The sequence below is a fragment of the Novosphingobium sp. genome (assembly GCF_041915465.1).
In the GTDB taxonomy this organism is placed as follows: Bacteria; Pseudomonadota; Alphaproteobacteria; order Sphingomonadales; family Sphingomonadaceae; genus Novosphingobium.
Genome location: NZ_JAYSBK010000011.1, coordinates 8,959 through 27,258, shown reverse-complemented (window position 1 = coordinate 27,258; position 18,300 = coordinate 8,959). Strand labels below are relative to the sequence as shown.

Sequence of the window (18,300 nt, the reverse complement as noted above, 5' to 3'; positions counted from 1 at the left end):
AGCCATGTCCGGCGCGCCATTTCGCAAGTATCGCTGCGACTATTGCGGCATGATCTATGACGAGGAACTCGGCCTGCCGGAGGACGATCTGCCCCCCGGCACCCGGTATGAGGACATTCCCGAGGACTGGTACTGCCCGCAGTGCGGTAGCGAGAAGTCCAGTCTGGTCCTGATCGAAGACTAATTGAACTCCACCGCGACGGTGAAGACCAACTGATCCCCCGTCGCCCCATCGGGCGGCGGGGGCATTGGTATGGCCTGCCGCACGGTTCGCAGCGCGATCTTGTCGAGGTTTAGATTGCCACTGGACGTCGCGACCTCCGCCGAAAGCAGCGCACCCTGCGGCGACAGGCGAAAGCGCAGCACCGTGATCCCGCTCATGCGGATCCCACGCGGGCGGTGCGCGGCAATATGCTGCCACAGGGTGCGTGTGTAACTGCCCAGTGCAGTTGGCGATGGCGGCGCCGAACGGGGTGGCGGCGGCGGGGCTGCTGCCTCGGCTGCCTGGGGAGGCAGCGCCTTAGCTTCAGCCACCGCCGCCGCCGGACCGCGCGTTACAAGCCCGGGGGGCGGGACTTGCAGCACGGTCTTGGGCATTGCGGATGGTTCGGATTGGGTAGGTGCCGCCACAGAACGCGGCCGTACCGCCGGCTGACTGGGGCGCGGCGGCTCGAGCGCGATGACCGTCAGGTGATCGGTCTTGCTTTTGCCCGGAGCGGCGCCAGAGCTGCCGATGGCAATGGCTGCGGCAAAGGCGAGCACGTGCAGCGCAAGCGCCGCCAGCGCAGACCCGATCCGCACGCGCCCGCCCTCGTCCATGGCTCAGAACGCCGTGCTGATGCCGAAGTTCACCGAGCGCCCCTTGCCCGGCACGGCGCGCAGCACGCCGGTCGCCTTGTAGTCACCCAGCGAGACCCCGCCGAGCGGCAGGTCGTAGGCCTTGTCGAACAGGTTCTCAACCTCCATCGACAGGCGAACCGGGCCAAGATCGTAGCCCAGCCGCAGGTTCACCAGCGCATAGGCATCGCTGCGCGGTTCGTTGCGGGTGGCATCGACGCGGGTCTTTTCGGCCACCCATTCCAGTTCCACGCCGGCCTCGATCGGCCCGGCGCGGTGCTGGAGGGCGAGCTTCAGGTCGAGCGGCATCTGGTGATAGAGCGGGCCGTGGTCGGCCAGGTTCTGCCCGTGCAGCCAGGCGAGCGAGCCGGTCAGCGAAGTGGCGTCCTGCCCTTCCCCGCGTGCCAGTACGAGCTGCCCCGACACGTCGAGGCCATAGAACTCGGCTTCCTGGTTGGCGAATTGCAGCTGCACGAAGGGGGTGGGCATCGCCATCATATTGGTGATCGGCTTGACGAACACGGCGTCGATGTAGTCGCTGACATGGGTGTAATAGGGCGCGATCCTGAGCGACCAGCCGCCATTCGCGCCCTTCAGGTCCAGCGCGGCGCTCAGCGTATCGGCGCGCTCGCTCTTGAGATTGAGGTTGCCAACGTAACCGTTGCCATCGCCGTACCAGCCGATCATCCGGCTCGCCATGCCGCCCTGGCCCCACGAATAGCGCTCGTAGAGATTGGGCGAGCGCGCCTTGTGGGCATAGCCCACCTCGATCGTCGCGCCTTCGCCAAGGGCATAGCTGACCAGCGCCGATGCGCTCCAGTTGTGGTCGGTGCGCTGGCGGTCTGCGGCGTTGAAGGTGGCAGCGGTCGCCACATCGAAGGCATTCATCATCGAATAGGGCTGGACCGTGCCGGTGTTCATCGACACCCGGTCAAGCCGCACGCCGATCACGCTCGACAGGCGCTCACTCCAGTGGGCTTCCCACTCGCCATAGCCGCCAATCCGGTCGCGGTGCGCGGCGTTGAGATTGATGTACGTGTTCGGACCCATCATCATCGAACCGGGTACGGCGGGCCAGTAATCGTTGAGCCACTGGTGGTGGTATTCCCCGCCAAAGTGCAGCGTATCGCGCGCCGAAACCGGCAGTTCGACCTTGGCCGAAGCGGAGAAGGTGTGAACCTCGGTCAGCATCGGCATGTCGCCGGGGAGCTTGTCCTCGAGGAAGTTCATTTCGTGGTCGGTGTCGCGGTAATCGGCCGTAAGGCGCAGCGAGCCCCAGTCGAACTCACCCTCGTAGCCCGCATTCACGAACCACGACTTGTTCGAAACCATGTCCATCGCCTGGTTGGCAAAGCCTTCGTAGGGTGAAAAGTGATAACCGCCCTTCAGACGAAACAGCCCTGCCCCGGTCTGCAGCGCCAGGTCGAGCGCATGGTCGGTCTTGGCATATTCGGTGGAGCGGACAAGGCCGCGATTGCCGCCGCCTTCGTACTGCTGCGCCTGTGTGTAGCTGCCGGTATAGGTCGCGCTGAGAGTGCGGGTTGCCAGCGTCAGGCGCAGCGAACCACCGAACCCGTCGCCGTTGGAGCGATAGAAGGCCGAAGCCTCGCCCGAGGCCAGCAGGCTTTCCCCGCTGGCGAAGACCGGCGCAGGGCTGGACACCGCGATCACGCCGCCGATGTTGTCACCGCCCATGCTGACCGGGGCAACGCCGGTAACGACATGGACCGATCCAAGCGTCTGCGGCACCGTGTAGGACAGCGGCGAATTCATATCGTTGGGGCAGGCCGCGTCGATCGGATGGCCATCGACGGTGATCTTGAGGCGCTGTTCGTTCAGGCCATGGATCGCCGGCATCGAGGAAAAACCGCCGCCGGTATTGGCACTGACGCCGGGGATTTGGCTGAGCAGGTCGGCGGTGTCGCTGGTGCTCGACTGGCGCAGCTTGTCTTGCCCCAGTTCGGTGCCCGCAAGCGGCGCAGTGCCGATGGTCTCGGTCGGATTGTCGCTATCAACCGCCACCGGGGGAAGCGCAGTCGCTTCCTGGGCAAAGGCAGCGGCGGGAAACAGCATGGTGCTTGCAGCAAGCAGGATACGGAAAGTCATTGTGCAATAATCCTTGTAAATCAGATGGTCAGCCGATCACGTGCTTGAGCTTGGCAAGCGCGGAGGCGTCGGTTTCTTCATGGTCGATGATTTCGGTGACACGGCCCTGCCGGTTGACCAGCAGGGTCGCGGCGGTGTGGTCGATCAGGTAATCGCCGCCCGCTTGCGGCACCTTGTTGACGAAGATGCCATAGCCGCGCTCGGCCTGTTTGAGCTGTGCCTCGGTCCCGGTCAGGCCGATGATCGGGGTGCCGAACAGCTTGACGTATTCGCCGATCGCGGCCGGCTTGTCGTGCTCGGGATCGACCGAGACGAAGACGATGTCGAACCTGTCGCCATCCTTGCCCAGCTTCTGGCGCAGCCGCGCCAGCCGGGCGAGGCTGGTCGGGCAGATGTCCGGGCAGCGCGTGTAGCCGAAGTAGATCGCGAAGGGCTTGCCCGCGAAGGTCTGCTCCGTCACGACCGAACCGTCGGATGCGGTCAGGGTGAACGGCCCGCCGAGGTTGGTTTCGGACAAGGCCGGACTATCGTTCCTGCCCAGCATGACAAGTGCGCCAATCGCCAGCAGCAAGCCTGCGACCAGCCAGAGCAGCCAGCCGAGCGAGGCGGGGTTGCCGCCTTCGCCGCCGTCGCCCTTGCCGCCATCGCCCTCGCCGAAGCCCGCTTCGATCGGCTCAAGCTCAATGTCCGCCATTGCCGGCCTCCATTGCGCCGACCGGCTGCACGGCAAGGCGCACCTTGATCGTGCCAGCCCGTTCGAAGCGCAGCGTGACTGGAACCGCCTCGCCGCGCTTCAGCGGCTGCTTGAGACCGATGAACATCAGGTGGAGACTGCCGGGCTTCAGCCTGACGGTCTGCCCAGCGGGCACGGCAATCCCCCCGGTCACCTGGCGCATGCGCATGACCGATCCATCCATCTCCATCGAATGAAGCTGGACTTCGCGGGCTGCGGGCGAACTCGCGCCTAGCAGGCGGTCGTCGGCCTTGCCGGTGTTGGCGATGGACAGGAACCCGCCGCCGTTGGCCTGCCCGGGCGCAGTTTCGCGTGCCCATGGGGCTGAAATCGTAATGCTGCCAACCTGTGCGGCAGCGGCAGCCAAGGGGGCGGCAACAGCTGCGCAGAGCGCAGCGGCGGCAATCGAACGAAACGACATGGTCATGTCGGTACTCCTGAAATGGTCCACGCCGACCGATCGGAACCCCGCTCTCGCGCGGGAAAGGCTTGATCGGGCACCGCGGGCATGCGGTGCTTGGGCGTGGTTGATGGGGGCTGCGGCAGGAGCATCGCCCGCGCAGGACATGGCCCGCACGCGCGCGATCGTGCCGTCAGCTGGCGGCTGTCAGGCCAGCGCCGGGGGGCCGCGCAGGGGCGGCAGGATGTGGGTAAGCCGCCGGATCGGCGGGACGCGCGCCGCGAGGTAGCCAAGCGCGAGAATGAAGGCGATTGCCGCCGCGAGCAGCACCACGTCGGCACCGCCGAGCGAGGCCATCGACAGCGCCCCATAGGGACAGGCCGCATCGGCCTTGACCGGGTGCCCGCCGCCCTGTTCGCCGTGCGCCACGATCACGATATCCTGGGTCAGCGCCGTGCCGCTGGCATCGGAGCAGAGCGCGACGGTAAGCACCCGGCCCTTGGTTTCCAGCATGAACCCGGCCGGCATCGCCGCCTTCAGGCACAGCGCCGCCACGACCACGAACATGGTCAGGGCGCGGTTACGCCGCAGGAAGGTGCGAAGCGAGTGCACGGACGGGGCCTTAGTTTGCAGCCCCGCCCATGTCACGCATTGATCGCGGTGTCCTTGCGCTAGCGCAAAGCAATGGGCGCTACCGCAAAGCGATCAGGCGGCAACCACTTCGGGGCTCAGCCGGTCTCGCAGTTCGCGCTTCAGGAACTTGCCGCTGGCATTGCGCGGCAGCGGCTCGTCCATGAACCAGACGTAGCGCGGGCACTTGTGCTTGGCGATGTGCCGCCCGCAATCCTCGCGCAGGTCCTCGGCCGAAAGGTTGGCGCCGGGCTTGAGCACCACCGCCACGCCCACTTCCTCGCCCAGCCGGTCGTCCGGCACACCAAAGACACAGCATTCGGCCACAGCCGGGTGGCGATAGATCGCGGATTCAACCTCGGCGCAATAGACGTTCTCGCCCCCGCGCAGGACCATGTCCTTCTTGCGATCGACGATGAAGATGAACCCGTGCTCATCGATCCGGGCGACGTCGCCGGTGTGGAGCCAGCCGTCGGTGATCGAAGCGGCAGTGGCCTCGGGCCGGTTGATATAGCCCTTGATCACGCACGAACCCTTGACCCACAGCTCACCGATCTCGCCATCGGGCAGGCGGTTGCCGTCATCGTCGAAGCAGGCGGCTTCGAAGGTCGGCATGGCCGGCCCGGCGCTATCGGGCTTGTCGACGAAAAAGTCGCCCGAGATCGAGGTAATGATCCCGCAGGTTTCGGTCATGCCATAGCCCGTGCCGGGCCGTGCGGTGGTGACCTGCTCCTCGATCTTGAGCACCAGGTCCGGCGGAACCTGCGCCCCGCCGCCGGCCAGCGCAGTCAGGCTGGAAGTGTCGGTCGTGGCGAAATCGGGGTGATTGATCACTTCGCGCGCCATGATCGGCACGCCGCTCATCGTGGTCACGCCTTCACGCGCGATCAGCTTCAGCGCTTCGCCCGCATCCCAGCGGTACATCAGCACCAGCTTGCCGCCGAGCGCGGTGCACGCATAGGCACCGCAATTGTTGGCCGTCACATGGAACAGCGGCGTGGTCAGCAGCGCGACCGGGATCGGCGGATCGGCCGGCGGGGCAACGCCGGTCGCCTTTTCAACCGCAGCCGCCGAAGACGCCCCGGCGTAGAGCAGGTTCATGAGGTTCGCCACGCAACCCCGGTGGGTCAGCTGCGCGCCCTTGGGATGGCCGGTGGTGCCCGAGGTATAGAAGATGCAGGCGTCGCTGTCGGGATCGACGGCGATGTCGGGCATGGCGCCGCCGTGGGCGATGACATCGGCCCAGGGGGTGACATCGGCGGGCCAGCTATCCAGCCGCACGCCGACCAGCTTGATCTTGCCGGCCAGCTCGGTGCAGCCGCGGAAGCGTTCGAGCCGTTCGGCGTCGAGGAACATGACCTTGGGATCGGAATCCTCCAGCGCATAGGCCATTTCCTCGGTGGTCCACCAGGCGTTCATCCCGACCACGGCGATCCCGCAGGACACACAGGCCCAATAGGCCAGCATCCATTCCGGATAGTTGCGCATGGCAATCGCAACGCGCTCGCCCGGCTGAACGCCCTGTTCGATCAGCCATGCGGCGATTGCGGCAACCTGTTCGTGCGCCTGCGCGTAGGTGATCCGTTCATCGCCATAGATCAGGTAGTCGCGGTCCGCGAAGGCGGCGGTCGAAAGCCAGAAATCGCGCACCGTGGGCGGGGCGTTCTTGTAGCAGCGCAGCATCTGCCCGCGGATTTCCTGCTCGACGATCTCGAACACGCCGCCCGGGCCGGTCAATTCGTTGCGCGCTGCTTCCAGTTCCTTGTAATGCATCTCTCTCGCCCATTACCTGTGTTTGTGTGCAGGCTTGCATGGCTGCGCCGGGGCGGCAAGTCCCGTTTCGCAACCGATGCGGCCAATTGTTCGTTGTCCCGTGCGGAAGCGCACCAGCCGCGCCGCCGCTTCATCCAGCGTGGCATCCTGTTTGGCAAAGCACAGCCGCAGGTATCCGCGTTCCGGCGCCTCGGCATAAAAGGCCGAGACAGGGATCGATGCGACGCCGCCCTCGCGAATCAGCCGGGTCGCCACGGTAACATCGTCGGCGGGCAGGCCGGAAGCGGCAAGGTCCGCGACCACGAACCAGGTGCCTTGCGCGGGCAGCAGGCTGAATCCGCCCGCCGTCAATGCGCTGACCAGCCGCTGACGCGCATGGGCATAGCGGGCGCGGTGCGTGGCGAACCAGCTGCTCGGCAAGGCCAGCCCTTCGGCCACGGCCCATTGCAGCGGCGTGGCGGTGGTAAAAGTGATGAACTGATGCCGGTCGGCAATGGCAGCGGCGATGGCTGGTGCGGCCACCACCCAGCCGACCTTCCAGCCGGTCAGTGAAAAGATCTTGCCCGCCGAACCGACCTTGACCGCGCGGCCGCGCAGCGAAGGGATCGCCAGCACCGAAATGTGCTCCGCGCCGTCATAGAGCATCCCTTCCCACACCTCGTCGCTCAGCACGAAGAAATCGTGGCGTTCGGCCAGCGCGCCGATGGCTTCGAGGGTCGCCCGGTCCAGCTGCGTGCCAGTGGGATTGTTCGGCGTATTGAGGATCAGCAGCCGGGTCTTCGGCGTGATCGCAGCTTCCAGATCGCCCAGCGGCAAGGCCCAGTCCGGCGGGGTCAGGCTGACCAGCCGCGCGATGCCGCCCGCGCGCTGAACCAGCGGCAAATAGGCATCGTAAAGCGGCTGGACGAGGATCACCTCGTCGCCCGGGCGCACCAGCGCCAGGATCGAGGCGGCGAGCGCCTCGGTGCCCCCGGACGTGACGACAACCTCTTCGGGCGCGACTTCAAGCCCTTGCGCAGCGCCATACCACCCGGCAATCGCGCCGCGCAGTTCGGGCAGACCCCGCATCGGCGGGTACTGGTTCGACCGCCCGGTCAGCGAACGCACCGCCGCGCCCGTCAGCGTGTCGTCCTCGGGCATGTCGGGAAAGCCCTGCCCAAGGTTGATCGCTCCAAGCTCGCGGGCAAGGCCCGACATCTGCTCGAAGATGGTGACGGTGGGTGGCGGCAGGCTGGAAAGTGCGGTCATCGCCGTGAAGCTTACGGTTTGACCAGCACCTTGACCAGTGACGGTTCGCTCGACAAGCGGCGGAACGCTTCGGCCACCCCGTCCAGCCCGACCGTGCCCGACAGCACGGTCGAGGCCGCGATCTTGCCATCGGCGATGTTGTGCAGCGTGCCGGCGAATTCCTCGGGCGAATAACCGAACACGAAGTCCAGCCCCATCTGCTTGTTGATCGCGATGCCGGGTTCGAACCGGTCGGTTTCCATGCACACGCCAACCACCACGATCTGCGCGCCCGGAGGCCCGTTTTCGAGCAGCGACTGGATCATGCCGGGCACGCCGACGCATTCGAACACCACGGCGGGGCGGCTTTCCTTGCAGGTCATCGCCCAGACCGAGGCTTCGGCCAGGCTCTGCGCCACGCCAAGGCTGGCCCACTGGTCATGCGGCGAGCCCTCAGCCGGGTCGATCACGATGTCTGCGCCCATCGCCTCGGCGGTCTTGCGGCGTTCTGCCGAAAGGTCGGCGGCGACGATCGGGCCGACGCCGCGCAGCTTCAATGCGGCGATCACCGCAAGGCCCACCGGGCCGCAGCCGATCACCATCGCCACGGTGCGCGGATCGAGCCGCGCGCGGGCGACCGCGTGTTCACCCACGGCAAACGGCTCGGTCATCGCGGCAAGGTCCACCGGCAGGCCTTCGGGCACGGGCAGCAGCAGATCGGCCTGCAGCACCATCATTTCGGAGAAGCCGCCGGGGAAGCGGTTGGAATAGCCCACCAGCTCCATCCCCTGCGGCCCGGCTGCCGCCGGAAGGCTGGTGCAGACCGTGCCAACCGGCAGGCGGCGCGCGGTGTTCACGCCGTAATCGAGCACTTCGAAAGCGAACTCGTGGCCGAACACCATGTCGGCCTTGGTATCGAGGTTAGAGAGCGAGCCCGACCGGCGCGACATATCGGCCATGTGGTCAAGATGGTGCAGCGCGTGCAGGTCCGATCCGCAGATCCCGCAAGCCAGCGTGCGCACCAGCACTTGCCCTTCGCCCGGGGTCGGATCGGCGTAATTCACATCGAGTTCGAGCGCATTGCCGCGCTTCACAACTGCCTTCATGGCTCTCTCCTCAGCCCTGCGGAATGTTTTCGTAGTAGGGAATCACGATCTCGCTCGAGCCTCCTTCGGGCTTGCCAAGCATCGCCGGGGTAACCGGATGGACCACGGCGGGATCGGTCATAACCTCAACCAGCGCGGGCTTGCCAGCGGCAAAGGCGCGCTCCATCGCGGCGGCCAGATCGCCGATGTCGCTCACGCGCTCGGCATGGCAGCCGAACCCGGCGGCGATATTGGCATAGTTGCTGCCCGGCAGCTGGCTGATCACCGAATAGTTCGCGCCGAACATGATCTGCTGGCCGTGGATCGACATGCCCCAGACCTGGTTGTTGAACACCACCGTCACCACCGGCAGGCCGTGGCGGACCATCGTGTCGAATTCCTGGATGTGAAAGCCCATCGCCCCGTCGCCGGTCACGTGCAGCACCCGCTTTCCGGGGAAAGCCTTGGCGAGGCCGATGGCAAAGCCCGGCCCGATGCCAAGGCAGCCGAGATAGCCATGCCCCTGGACCTGACCGGGGCCGTTGACCTGAACCAGATCGCCCGCCCACGAGGATGCCTCGCCCCCGTCGAAGGCATAGGCCGCATCCGGCCCGGTGACTTCCATGATGATCTTGGCGGCGTGGTAGGGATGGATCCCGCCCTCAGTCTGGGCATCGGGGAACAGCGCGTCCATCGGCGCCTTGAGCCCGCCGGTCAGCGCATCCCATTCGGGGCGCTTGCGCCATTGCACCTTCCCTGCGCGCGCGTTCAGTTCTTTCAGGGTCGAGCGGCAATCGGCGGCAATGCCCACGGCCACATCCTTGATCCGCCCGATTTCGCCAGCGTCGGAATAGACCTGCGCCAGGGTGGCCTCATGCGGAACGATCCCGCCCGAGCGCCCACCCAGCAGCAGCCCCATGCGCGCGCCGAGCAGCAGCACCACGTCGGGACGCGGCAGCCCCATCAGGCCCAGCACGGCCAGCCCGCCCGGAGCCCCCGCGTTCTGCGGATGATCCAGCGGCAGCAACCCCTGCGCCTTGCTGTTAGAGAACACCGGGATGCCGCTCACCTCGGCGAACTTAAGCAATTCCGTGCCGCAATCGGCCTGGCGCGCATCGCCGCCCGCGATGATCGCGGGACGCTCGGCCCCGGCGAGCAGCGCGATCAGGGCATCGGCCTCTGCGGCGGACGGCGCCGGGCGCGAACGGACCATCAGCCCGGCAGGCGCGGTCGTGGTGCGGGGGTCGGCGCTCATATGCAGCACGTCGATCGGCAGTTCGAGCACCACCGGCCCGCGCCGCCCGGTCATCGCCTTGCGGATCGCCATCGCGGCAATGTCGGGAATGCGTTCGGTGTTGGTGATACGGTGTGCCCACTTGGTGATCGGGGTCAGCATCGCGATCTGATCGAACCCGCCCTGCAGCGGATTGGTTTCCGCCTCGCGCAGCGGTGGCGCGCCAATCAGGAACAGCATCGGTACCGCATCGAGGAAGGCATTGGCGACGGCCGGAACCGCATTGGCGATGCCGGGCCCCGCCGTGACGATGCACACGCCAAGCTGGCAAGTGGCGCGGGCATAGGCATCGGCGGCGTGGCCGGCGGCGGCCTCATGCCGGAAATCGAGCAGCGCGATGTTGTTTTCGACACAGCCCTTGAGCAGCGCCTCAAGATGCCCGCCGTGGAGCGCGAAGGCCTGGGTAACGCCTGCTTCGCGCAGGGTCCGGGCAAGCAGGTCGCCCCCCGTCAGAGCCGGTTGCTGGGTCATCCGCGAATCCTCAATCCCGTGTTGTTGTTGGTCCAAGCATTGCAGGCTTGCAATTTTTGGTCAACCTAGACCATAATCATGCCATGAAGACCCGGGGGGACACGAGCGAGAAGCGGCGCAACAAGCGCGGCGAGGCCACGCGCGAGGCACTTCTGCGCGCGACAATCACCTGTCTGCAGCGCGGCGGTTACGGTGCGACCAGCATCGAAGCGGTGATGGCCGAAGCCGCCGTCGGGCGCGGCTCGGTGCTCAACCAGTTCCCCACCCGCCACGACCTGATTCTGGCCGTGGCCGAGGTGGCGATGGGCGAGATGATGGACACCGCGCGCAGCGCGCTCGATCGGGTCGGCGATCCCGTCGCCCGGCTCATCGCGCTCGCCGATATCGCCTGGCAGGTCCACAACAGCGCACCCGCGACCGCGCTTACCGAAATCCTGCTCGCCTCACGTTGGGACCATGCCCTGGCCACGGGCCTGCGCCCCATCGTCGAACCCGTGGATCGCCGGATCGACCGGATGAACGCCCAGTTGGCGCGCGATGCGGGGATCACGGACCTTGGGCGGTTCCTGGTGCACGGCCGCCTGCTTGGCTCGAACATGCGCGGCCTGACCATCGAACTGATGTTCAACGCCAATCGCGCGATGATCCTGAGCGCGGTCGAAGCGGTGAAGCAGGGACATATCGAACTGGTCGAGCGTTTGCTGGGCAGCCCAACGGAACTGCATCGCGAATGGGACTTCGATCCGCCCTCGCTTGAGCGGCACTGAACAAGACAAACAGCGGAGAGGACGAGATGCGGTTCAACAACAAGGTAGCCTTCATCACCGGCGGCGGATCGGGGATCGGCGCGGCGACCGCGCGGCAGATGGCCCGCGAAGGCGCGACCTGCGTGATCGTCGACATTTCGCAGGAAGCCGCAGATGCAGTGGCATCCGAGGTGGGCGGCTTGGGGCTAGCCGCCGACGTTTCCAAGCGCGCCGAAACCGAGGCCGCCATCGCTGCCGCGGTGGCGCAGCATGGCCGGATCGATATCCTGTTCAACAACGCCGGGGTCGGCTGCTTCGGCAAGACGCCCGATCTCGATCCCGCCGAGTGGGAACGCGTGATCGCCATCGACCTCAACGCCGTGTTCTATGCCTGCCACGCCGCGATCCCGCATATGCCAAAACCCGGCGGCGCGATCGTCAACACGGCCTCGATTTCGGGCATGGCCGGGGACTACAACTTCACTGCCTATAATGCGGCCAAGGCGGCGGTGATCAATTACACCCGCTCGATGGCGATCGACCATGCCCGCGAAGGGCTGCGCGTCAACGCGCTGTGCCCCGGCCTGATCGCCACCCCGCTGACGGCCGCGACCGACCAGTTGCCCGAACTGAAGCGCGTGTGGCACGGCTCGATCCCGATGGGCCGCGCCGGAACGCCCGACGAAATGGCCGAAGTGGTGTGCTTCCTTGCCTCTGACGCGGCGTCCTACATGACCGGGTCGATCGTGGTGGCCGATGGCGGGCAGACCGCATGGACCGGCCAGCCCGACGTCGCACCCTATATCGCGGGCTAAACCGGAGCTTCGAGCGCAAGCAGGGCGAAACTGGCGAGCCAGTGTTCGCCCATGTAATCGTCGGCAAGGTGCGGCAGCGCTGCGGCGAGGTGGCGCTGCGCCGCCGCGCGCGCCGGAACGACAGCGGCGTGCCCGGTCGGCAGCGCCGCCGCGATATAGCGCCAGCACCAGGCGCGCGACAGGTTGAGGCCGTCGAGGTGGGCAATCTTGCCATCGCTGCGGTCGGAAACGGTGGCGGGGGTAAACAGGGTTGCCGGATCGCCCGCCGCGCATTGCGGCAGGAAGGCATCGAACCACGCCGGGAAGTCCGCACCTAGCACGCGGCTCATCAGCAGGGCTTCCGTTAGTGCGGGGGACAGGAACTCGTCCCCGCCCGGCTCCCAGGCCTGGCAAGCGCGGTCTGGCCCGAACCAGTCCTGCGCGCGTGTGGCGATCAAAGCGGCCAGCGCCGGGACATGCTCCACCGCCCAGTCATGCGCCAGCGTCAGGGCGAAAGGCGATGAAAAGTGCGTACCGACCCGGATCGGGTAGGTCTGCTTTGGCAGGAAGTCCTTGAACCGCGAGGCAAAGGCGGCCGCGAAGGCATCGGCGCTGCCGCTCCACGGCGCATCGTGGCGGCGCATCTCGCCGTGCAGCGCCAAGGCCCAGCCCCAGCCATAGGGCCGCTCGAACCCGCGCGCCGAGGGCCGGGAGAGGTAGGCGGTTTCGGCGGCGAAGTTCTCCGCCGTCAGCATCCGCGCCGCGTGGACGCGCACGGCCTCGGCTTCAGGCAGGTTCGGGAACAGTCGGGCAAGACGCAACACCTGCCAGTAGCCGTGAACGCACGAGTGCCAATCGAAGCTGCCGTGGAAGATCGGATGGAGCACGTGCGGTTCCAGCACGTCGCCGGGGCCGTCCATCACGTGGTCCAGCTTGTGCGGGTATTCGCGGGTCAGGTGGCCCAGCGTCAGGGCCATCGCGCGGGCAGCAAATGCGGGGTCGAGTGTCGTCATGGGAAAGCCAGGAACCAGATGAGAGCGATATTGACCACCAGCAGCGGCAGGGCGGTCGGCACCTGCGCCTTCACAACGGCGTTGCGGTCAGCAAGATCGAGCAGCGCGGCGGGGACCACGTTGAAGTTCGCCGCCATCGGGGTCATCAGCGTGCCGCAGAACCCCGCCAGCATCCCGATCGCCGCGATTACCGCCGGATCGCCGTGATACTGGTGGACCAGCAGCGGCAGGCCGATCGCGGCGGCCATCACCGGGAACGCCGCAAAGGCATTGCCCATCACCATGGTAAAGGCCGCCATGCCGAGGCCATAGGCCACCACCGCGCCAAGCCGGCTGCCCTCGGGGATTACGGCGGTGGCGAGATCGCCGACCACCTGCCCCACCCCGGCAAGCGCAAAGACCGCGCCAAGGCTGGCAAGCATCTGCGGCAAGACCGCCGCCCAGCCGACCGCGTCCATCAGGCGGCGGCCTTCCTCCAGCGGCGCAAGCGGACGCGGGCGCAGCCAGACGAGGCCGATGCCAAGCGCCAGCAGCACGCCCATAGCGAGGCTGACCAGGGTCACCTGCTTGGGATCGACCAGGCCGGGCAGCAGCTTGAAGCCCAGCGTGCCGCCCAGTGCGGCGAACGGGATCACCGCTGCCAGCAGGAACAGGCGGTTGCCGTAGCGCTCGGCCTTGGCTGTGCGCTCCGCTGGATCGGTTGCCACCTCGCCGCGCCCCAATCCGCCGAAGCCGGCAATCCCGACCAGTGCGAGCACCAGCAGACCATTGCCGAAATCGCCGATCCGGTCCCCCGCCAGCATCGAGACGGCGAGCAGTCCCCAGAACGCGGCGTTGGCCAGCCGCCGGGGATTGCTGGCATCGCGCGCCGAAAGCAGGGCAAAGGCCGCAAAGGTCAGCCCGGCGACGATATAGACCTGATGCAGCCCGATCATCCCCGCCTCCGCGCATAGAGCCACAAGCGCGTTGCGTGGATCAGGAAGGCGAGGATCGCGCTGGGAATTGCCCAGACGGAAAGCTCGAACGGGGTAAGTTCGATCCCTTGCTGCTCAAGAAAGCCCTTCATCAGCAGGATCGAACCAATCGCAATGAAGATGTCCTCGCCAAAGAACAGCCCGATATTGTCGGTTGCGGCGGCCAGCGCCTTGATCTCGTCGGCTTCAGCCTGATCCTTTGGCTGCGCTGCCGCCTCGGCCATCGGGGCAAGCAGCGGGCGCACGGTCTGCGCATGGCCTGCCACCGAAGTCAGCCCCATCGCCGCCGTGATCTGGCGCAGCAGCAGGTAGCCGGTGAGCAGGCGCGGCAGCGTCGCCCCCTTCATCGCCGCGACCAGCGCGCGGGCGCGTTCCTGCAGACCGTGGCGTTCCAGCAGCCCGATCACCGGCAACACGATCCAGATCACGCTGACATAGCGGGTGTCGTTGAAGGCCTTGCCAAAGGCCGAGACGATGGCGTGGGGGTCCATTCCCGCTGCCAACCCCGTCACCGCCGCCGCCGCGACTACGACCAGCAGCGGGTTGAAGCGCAGCACGAAGCCCAGCGTCATGACCGCGATGCCGGAGAGGATGAGCAGGTTCATGCTTTTCCGTAGCCTCCCCCGCCCGGCGTCTCGATGACCATCACATCGCCGGGGCCAACCTGCACCCCGGCGGTCGATTTCAAAACCTCAACCTCGCCTGAGGTCCGGCGCAAGCTATTGACTCCCAAGGCTCCCGGCTCACCCCCGGCCAAACCGAAGGGCGGCACGTGGCGGCGGTTGGAGAGGATCCCGGCCTGCATGGCTTCGAGAAACCGCACCCGCCGTACCGCGCCATCGCCGCCCCGATGCGCCCCCGCCCCGCCCGATCCGTGCCGGATGGCGAACTCTTCGAGCAGCACCGGAAAGCGCGTTTCCAGCACTTCGGGATCGGTCAGGCGGCTGTTGGTCATATGGGTCTGCACCGCGCTGGCCCCGTCAAAGTCCGGCCCCGCGCCCGCGCCACCCGCGATGGTTTCGTAGTATTGATAGCGCTCGGTCCCGAACGTGAAATTGTTCATCGTCCCCTGCGCCGCCGCCATCGCGCCAAAGGCGCCGAACAGCGCGTCGGTGACCGCCTGGCTGGTCTCGACATTGCCCGCCACCACGGCAGCGGGAAAGCGCGGGCGCAGCATCGAACCTTCGGGAACCAGGATCGTGACCGGGGCCAGGCAGCCTTCGTTCATCGGGATCTGCTCGTCGATCATGGTGCGCAGGACATACATCACCGCCGCCCGCACGACCGAGAATGGCGCGTTGAAATTGCCGGAAAGCTGCGCGCTGGTTCCGGCAAAGTCTATGGTCACGTGCCGCGCCGCCCGGTCGATGCGCACCGCCACCGCGATCTCGGCCCCGTTGTCCATCGCATAGCGGAACGCGCCGTCCTCCAGCCGCGAAACAAGCCGCCGCACGGCTTCTTCGGCATTAGCGTGGACGTGGCCCATATAAGCACTGACGACATCGCGGCCGTGTTCGGCGCAGGCCGCCGCCAGCCCCGCAGCGCCGCGCGAGCAGGCGGCCAGTTGCGCGGAAAGATCGGCGATGTTCTGGTCGATATTGCGCGCGGGGTGCGGCCCGCTGCCCAGGATCGCGCGCAGCTCGCCCTCGCAGAACCGGCCCTCGTCGACCAGCAGCACGTTTTCGAGCAGCACGCCCTCATCCATGATCGTGCGGCTATCCGGCGGCATCGACCCCGGCGCGATCCCGCCAACATCGGCATGATGCCCGCGCGCGGCAACGAAGAAGCTTGGCGCGTCCCCATCCCCATCTACGAATACCGGCATAACCACGGTAATGTCGGGCAGGTGCGTGCCGCCCGCATAGGGCGCGTTGAGCACATAGGCATCGCCGCGCCGGATGCCGCGACCATCGCGAACATTCCCTCGCACCGCCAGCACCGCGCCGACGCTTTCGCCCATTGAGCCAAGGTGCACAGGCATATGCGGCGCGTTGGCCACCAGCCGCCCCTGCGCATCGAACAGCGCACAGGAAAAATCGAGCCGTTCGCGAATATTGACCGAGCTGGCGCTGCGGGCGAGCGCGCTGCCCATTTCCTCGGCAATCGCCATGAACAGGCCGTTGAACACTTCGAGCCGCACCGGATCGGCGTCGGTCCCGCTGGCGATCTGCCGGGCGCGCGGCGCATGGCGGGTCAGGCGCAGCGTGCCATCGGCGTCGACCGCCACCTGCCAGCCCGGCTCGACCACCGTGGTCGCCAGCGCGTCGATCACGATCAATGGCCCTGGCGCGTTGAATCCGGCGGCAAGCCCTGCGCGGTCGTGCACCGGCACTTCGTGCGCCCCGCCATCAAGGAAGCAGCGCGTCTTGCCGAGCGGCGGCGCAGACGCCTCGGGCAAGGGCCAGCGCAGCTGCGCGGCGGAAATGTCCTCTGACGCGGCCTCGACCCGCACCCTGTCGATCACCAGCGCCCCGGTTCCGGCATAGCCGAACTCGGCCAGATGCGCGGCTGCGAAGGCGGCGGCAACCTCATCGGCGGGCCCCGGTTCCAGCTCGATCGCGTTTTCGGAGCCTTCGCGCCGCACGAACAGCCGCGCCTCGATCCGGGTCGCGGGGCTGCCCAATTGCGCCTCGGCCTGATCGGACAGGGCAGCGCGCAGGCGCTCCACCTCGGCCTCGACGCCCGGCGCCAGCGACAGGCCAAGGCCTGCCTCGCGCACCGCCGCTTCGCTGGCGAGGCCCATGCCATAGGCCGACAGCACCCCTGCCAGCGGGTGGACCAGCACCGTGTCCATCGCCAGGGCATCGGCCACCAGGCAGGCGTGCTGTCCGCCCGCGCCGCCAAAGCAGGCCAGCACGTGGCTGGTCACATCGTGCCCGCGCGCCACGCTGACCTGCTTGATCGCGTGGGCCATGTTGGCAACGGCAATGCGGATAAAGCCCTCGGCAATCTGCTCTCCGGACATCGCCTGCCCGGTTTCGGCGGCGATCTCGGCAGACAGGGCCGCGAACTTTTTCGCCACCACATCGCGGTCGATCGGCTGGTCGCCATTTGGGCCGAACAGCGCGGGGAAATGCTCGGGCACGATCTTGCCCAGCATGACGTTGCAGTCGGTCACGGTCAGCGGTCCGCCGCGGCGATAGCAGGCCGGCCCCGGCACCGCGCCCGCGCTTTCCGGGCCGACCACCAGGCGTCCGGCATCGAACCGGCAGATCGAACCGCCTCCGGCAGCAACCGTGTGGATGCGCAGCATCGGCGCGCGGATCCTGACGCCTGCGACGCGCGTCTCGCTATCGCGCTCGTAACTGCCGGCATAGTGGCTGACGTCGGTGGAGGTGCCGCCCATGTCGAACCCGATCACGCGGGTCGCGCCCGATCCTTCGGCCGTTTTCGCCATGCCGACGATCCCGCCCGCCGGGCCTGACAGGATCGCATCCTTGCCGTGGAACCTGCCCCCCTCGATCAGCCCGCCCGAGCTTTGCATGAACAGCGGGCGGATATGGCCGCCCAGTTCGCCCGAAAACTGGTCGACATAGCGGCGCAGCACCGGCGAGAGATAGGCATCGACCAGCGTCGTATCGCCGCGCGGCACCAGCTTGATCAGCGGGGCGAGCCGGTGGCTGACCGAGATCTGCGCGAAGCCCGCCTCGCGCGCCAGTTCGGCCAATCGCGCCTCGTGCGCCGGAAAGCGCCAGCCGTGCATCAGGACGATCGCGATGGAGCGCAGCCCATCCGCCACGGCGGCGCGAAAAGCGGTGAGCGCGGCGGCCTCGTCCAGCGGCGTTTCGACCGTGCCGTCAGCCATCACCCGCTCGGAAATCTCGATCACGCGGGCATGGGGCGGCTCGGGCAGGACGATGTGCCGCACGAACAGTTCCGGCCGGTCCTGCGTGCCGATCCGCAGCGCATCGCCGAACCCGCGCGTAATGGCGAGCACGGTCGGCTCGCCCTTGCGCTCTAGCAAGGCATTGGTCGCCACCGTGGTGCCCATCCGCACTTCGGCAGCGGGCAGCGGCCCCTGGCTCACTCCGGTCAGCAGGCGGATCGCGGCCACAGCGGCATCGCTGGCCTGCGCGGGATCTTTGGCGCGCGCCGGATCTTCGGAAAGCAGCTTGGCGGACAGCACCCGGCCATCGGGCGCGCGGGCAACGACATCCGTGAAAGTGCCGCCGCGATCGATCCAGAACTGCCAGCGGGACGGGGCGAAAGTCATCGCC

At 67.2% G+C, this 18,300-nt stretch carries 16 protein-coding genes; 3 read left to right on the top strand and 13 right to left on the bottom strand.

Features of this window, described 5'->3' with window-relative positions; genetic code table 11:
* Nucleotides 1–4: 4 nt before the first annotated feature.
* Entirely contained in the window at nt 5–184 is a 180-nt protein-coding gene (locus ACE3SN_RS03735; RefSeq protein WP_374527598.1) for a rubredoxin, read from the top strand.
* Here ACE3SN_RS03735 and ACE3SN_RS03730 read toward each other — a convergent pair.
* The 9 genes from ACE3SN_RS03730 to ACE3SN_RS03690 all read right to left on the bottom strand — a co-directional run bounded on the left by ACE3SN_RS03730 (nt 181) and on the right by ACE3SN_RS03690 (nt 10,556).
* Nucleotides 181–819: an energy transducer TonB gene (locus ACE3SN_RS03730; RefSeq protein ID WP_374527596.1), complete on the bottom strand. Its 639-nt coding sequence runs from the start codon at nt 817–819 to the stop codon at nt 181–183. The genes ACE3SN_RS03735 and ACE3SN_RS03730 overlap by 4 nt on opposite strands.
* Nucleotides 820–822: 3 nt before the next feature.
* Nucleotides 823–2,943, bottom strand: a complete 2,121-nt coding sequence (locus ACE3SN_RS03725) for a TonB-dependent receptor plug domain-containing protein (protein WP_374527594.1) — start codon at nt 2,941–2,943, stop codon at nt 823–825.
* Nucleotides 2,944–2,971: 28 nt separating this feature from the next.
* Nucleotides 2,972–3,637: an SCO family protein gene (locus ACE3SN_RS03720; protein WP_374527592.1), complete on the bottom strand. Its 666-nt coding sequence runs from the start codon at nt 3,635–3,637 to the stop codon at nt 2,972–2,974.
* Nucleotides 3,624–4,103 (bottom strand): copper chaperone PCu(A)C, encoded by a 480-nt coding sequence (locus ACE3SN_RS03715; RefSeq protein ID WP_374527590.1) that lies wholly within the window; start codon nt 4,101–4,103, stop codon nt 3,624–3,626. Before ACE3SN_RS03715 ends, ACE3SN_RS03720 begins: the two co-directional genes overlap by 14 nt.
* Nucleotides 4,104–4,283: 180 nt before the next feature.
* Nucleotides 4,284–4,688, bottom strand: a complete 405-nt coding sequence (locus tag ACE3SN_RS03710) for a hypothetical protein (RefSeq protein WP_374527589.1) — start codon at nt 4,686–4,688, stop codon at nt 4,284–4,286.
* A gap of 93 nt (nt 4,689–4,781) precedes the next feature.
* The gene (locus ACE3SN_RS03705) at nt 4,782–6,479 is read right to left on the bottom strand and encodes a class I adenylate-forming enzyme family protein (protein ID WP_374527587.1); all 1,698 of its coding nucleotides are present in this window, start codon (nt 6,477–6,479) and stop codon (nt 4,782–4,784) included.
* A 12-nt stretch (nt 6,480–6,491) separates the two neighbouring features.
* Nucleotides 6,492–7,727, bottom strand: a complete 1,236-nt coding sequence (locus ACE3SN_RS03700; RefSeq protein ID WP_374527585.1) for an aminotransferase — start codon at nt 7,725–7,727, stop codon at nt 6,492–6,494.
* Nucleotides 7,728–7,738: 11 nt separating this feature from the next.
* Nucleotides 7,739–8,812, bottom strand: a complete 1,074-nt coding sequence (locus tag ACE3SN_RS03695; RefSeq protein WP_374527583.1) for a zinc-binding dehydrogenase — start codon at nt 8,810–8,812, stop codon at nt 7,739–7,741.
* A gap of 10 nt (nt 8,813–8,822) precedes the next feature.
* The gene (locus ACE3SN_RS03690; protein ID WP_374527581.1) at nt 8,823–10,556 is read right to left on the bottom strand and encodes a thiamine pyrophosphate-binding protein; all 1,734 of its coding nucleotides are present in this window, start codon (nt 10,554–10,556) and stop codon (nt 8,823–8,825) included.
* Between the two features lie 83 nt (nt 10,557–10,639).
* Between ACE3SN_RS03690 and ACE3SN_RS03685 the strand changes: the two genes are divergently transcribed.
* On the top strand, nt 10,640–11,323 hold the full coding sequence (locus ACE3SN_RS03685; RefSeq protein ID WP_374527579.1) for a TetR/AcrR family transcriptional regulator: 684 nt from the start codon (nt 10,640–10,642) through the stop codon (nt 11,321–11,323).
* Between the two features lie 26 nt (nt 11,324–11,349).
* Nucleotides 11,350–12,117, top strand: coding sequence for an SDR family NAD(P)-dependent oxidoreductase (locus ACE3SN_RS03680; protein WP_374527577.1), 768 nt, complete (start codon nt 11,350–11,352; stop codon nt 12,115–12,117).
* Here the strand turns inward: ACE3SN_RS03680 and ACE3SN_RS03675 are convergent.
* The 4 genes from ACE3SN_RS03675 to ACE3SN_RS03660 are packed head-to-tail and all read right to left on the bottom strand — an operon-like array spanning nt 12,114 to nt 18,296.
* A complete protein-coding gene (locus tag ACE3SN_RS03675) occupies nt 12,114–13,109 on the bottom strand; it encodes a DUF2891 domain-containing protein (RefSeq protein ID WP_374527575.1) in 996 nt (331 codons plus the stop codon). The two genes, ACE3SN_RS03680 and ACE3SN_RS03675, sit on opposite strands and share 4 nt — an antisense overlap.
* Complete coding sequence (locus tag ACE3SN_RS03670; RefSeq protein WP_374527573.1) at nt 13,106–14,044, bottom strand: DUF979 domain-containing protein; 939 nt, start codon at nt 14,042–14,044, stop codon at nt 13,106–13,108. The genes ACE3SN_RS03675 and ACE3SN_RS03670 overlap by 4 nt, the downstream gene beginning before the upstream one ends.
* The gene (locus ACE3SN_RS03665; protein ID WP_374527572.1) at nt 14,041–14,688 is read right to left on the bottom strand and encodes a DUF969 domain-containing protein; all 648 of its coding nucleotides are present in this window, start codon (nt 14,686–14,688) and stop codon (nt 14,041–14,043) included. Before ACE3SN_RS03665 ends, ACE3SN_RS03670 begins: the two co-directional genes overlap by 4 nt.
* Nucleotides 14,685–18,296, bottom strand: coding sequence for a hydantoinase B/oxoprolinase family protein (locus tag ACE3SN_RS03660; protein WP_374527570.1), 3,612 nt, complete (start codon nt 18,294–18,296; stop codon nt 14,685–14,687). Before ACE3SN_RS03660 ends, ACE3SN_RS03665 begins: the two co-directional genes overlap by 4 nt.
* Between the last annotated feature and the right edge of the window lie 4 nt (nt 18,297–18,300).

Excerpts from the sequence above, each read along its gene's own strand:
- ACE3SN_RS03735 (WP_374527598.1), top strand. The coding sequence starts at position 5 with ATGTCCGGCGCGCCATTTCGCAAGTATCGCTGCGACTATTGCGGCATG.
- ACE3SN_RS03730 (WP_374527596.1), bottom strand. The coding sequence starts at position 819 with ATGGACGAGGGCGGGCGCGTGCGGATCGGGTCTGCGCTGGCGGCGCTT.
- ACE3SN_RS03725 (WP_374527594.1), bottom strand. The coding sequence starts at position 2,943 with ATGACTTTCCGTATCCTGCTTGCTGCAAGCACCATGCTGTTTCCCGCC.
- ACE3SN_RS03720 (WP_374527592.1), bottom strand. The coding sequence starts at position 3,637 with ATGGCGGACATTGAGCTTGAGCCGATCGAAGCGGGCTTCGGCGAGGGC.
- ACE3SN_RS03715 (WP_374527590.1), bottom strand. The coding sequence starts at position 4,103 with ATGACCATGTCGTTTCGTTCGATTGCCGCCGCTGCGCTCTGCGCAGCT.
- ACE3SN_RS03705 (WP_374527587.1), bottom strand. The coding sequence starts at position 6,479 with ATGCATTACAAGGAACTGGAAGCAGCGCGCAACGAATTGACCGGCCCG.
- ACE3SN_RS03700 (WP_374527585.1), bottom strand. The coding sequence starts at position 7,727 with ATGACCGCACTTTCCAGCCTGCCGCCACCCACCGTCACCATCTTCGAG.
- ACE3SN_RS03695 (WP_374527583.1), bottom strand. The coding sequence starts at position 8,812 with ATGAAGGCAGTTGTGAAGCGCGGCAATGCGCTCGAACTCGATGTGAAT.
- ACE3SN_RS03690 (WP_374527581.1), bottom strand. The coding sequence starts at position 10,556 with ATGACCCAGCAACCGGCTCTGACGGGGGGCGACCTGCTTGCCCGGACC.
- ACE3SN_RS03685 (WP_374527579.1), top strand. The coding sequence starts at position 10,640 with ATGAAGACCCGGGGGGACACGAGCGAGAAGCGGCGCAACAAGCGCGGC.
- ACE3SN_RS03680 (WP_374527577.1), top strand. The coding sequence starts at position 11,350 with ATGCGGTTCAACAACAAGGTAGCCTTCATCACCGGCGGCGGATCGGGG.
- ACE3SN_RS03675 (WP_374527575.1), bottom strand. The coding sequence starts at position 13,109 with ATGACGACACTCGACCCCGCATTTGCTGCCCGCGCGATGGCCCTGACG.
- ACE3SN_RS03670 (WP_374527573.1), bottom strand. The coding sequence starts at position 14,044 with ATGATCGGGCTGCATCAGGTCTATATCGTCGCCGGGCTGACCTTTGCG.
- ACE3SN_RS03665 (WP_374527572.1), bottom strand. The coding sequence starts at position 14,688 with ATGAACCTGCTCATCCTCTCCGGCATCGCGGTCATGACGCTGGGCTTC.
- ACE3SN_RS03660 (WP_374527570.1), bottom strand. The coding sequence starts at position 18,296 with ATGACTTTCGCCCCGTCCCGCTGGCAGTTCTGGATCGATCGCGGCGGC.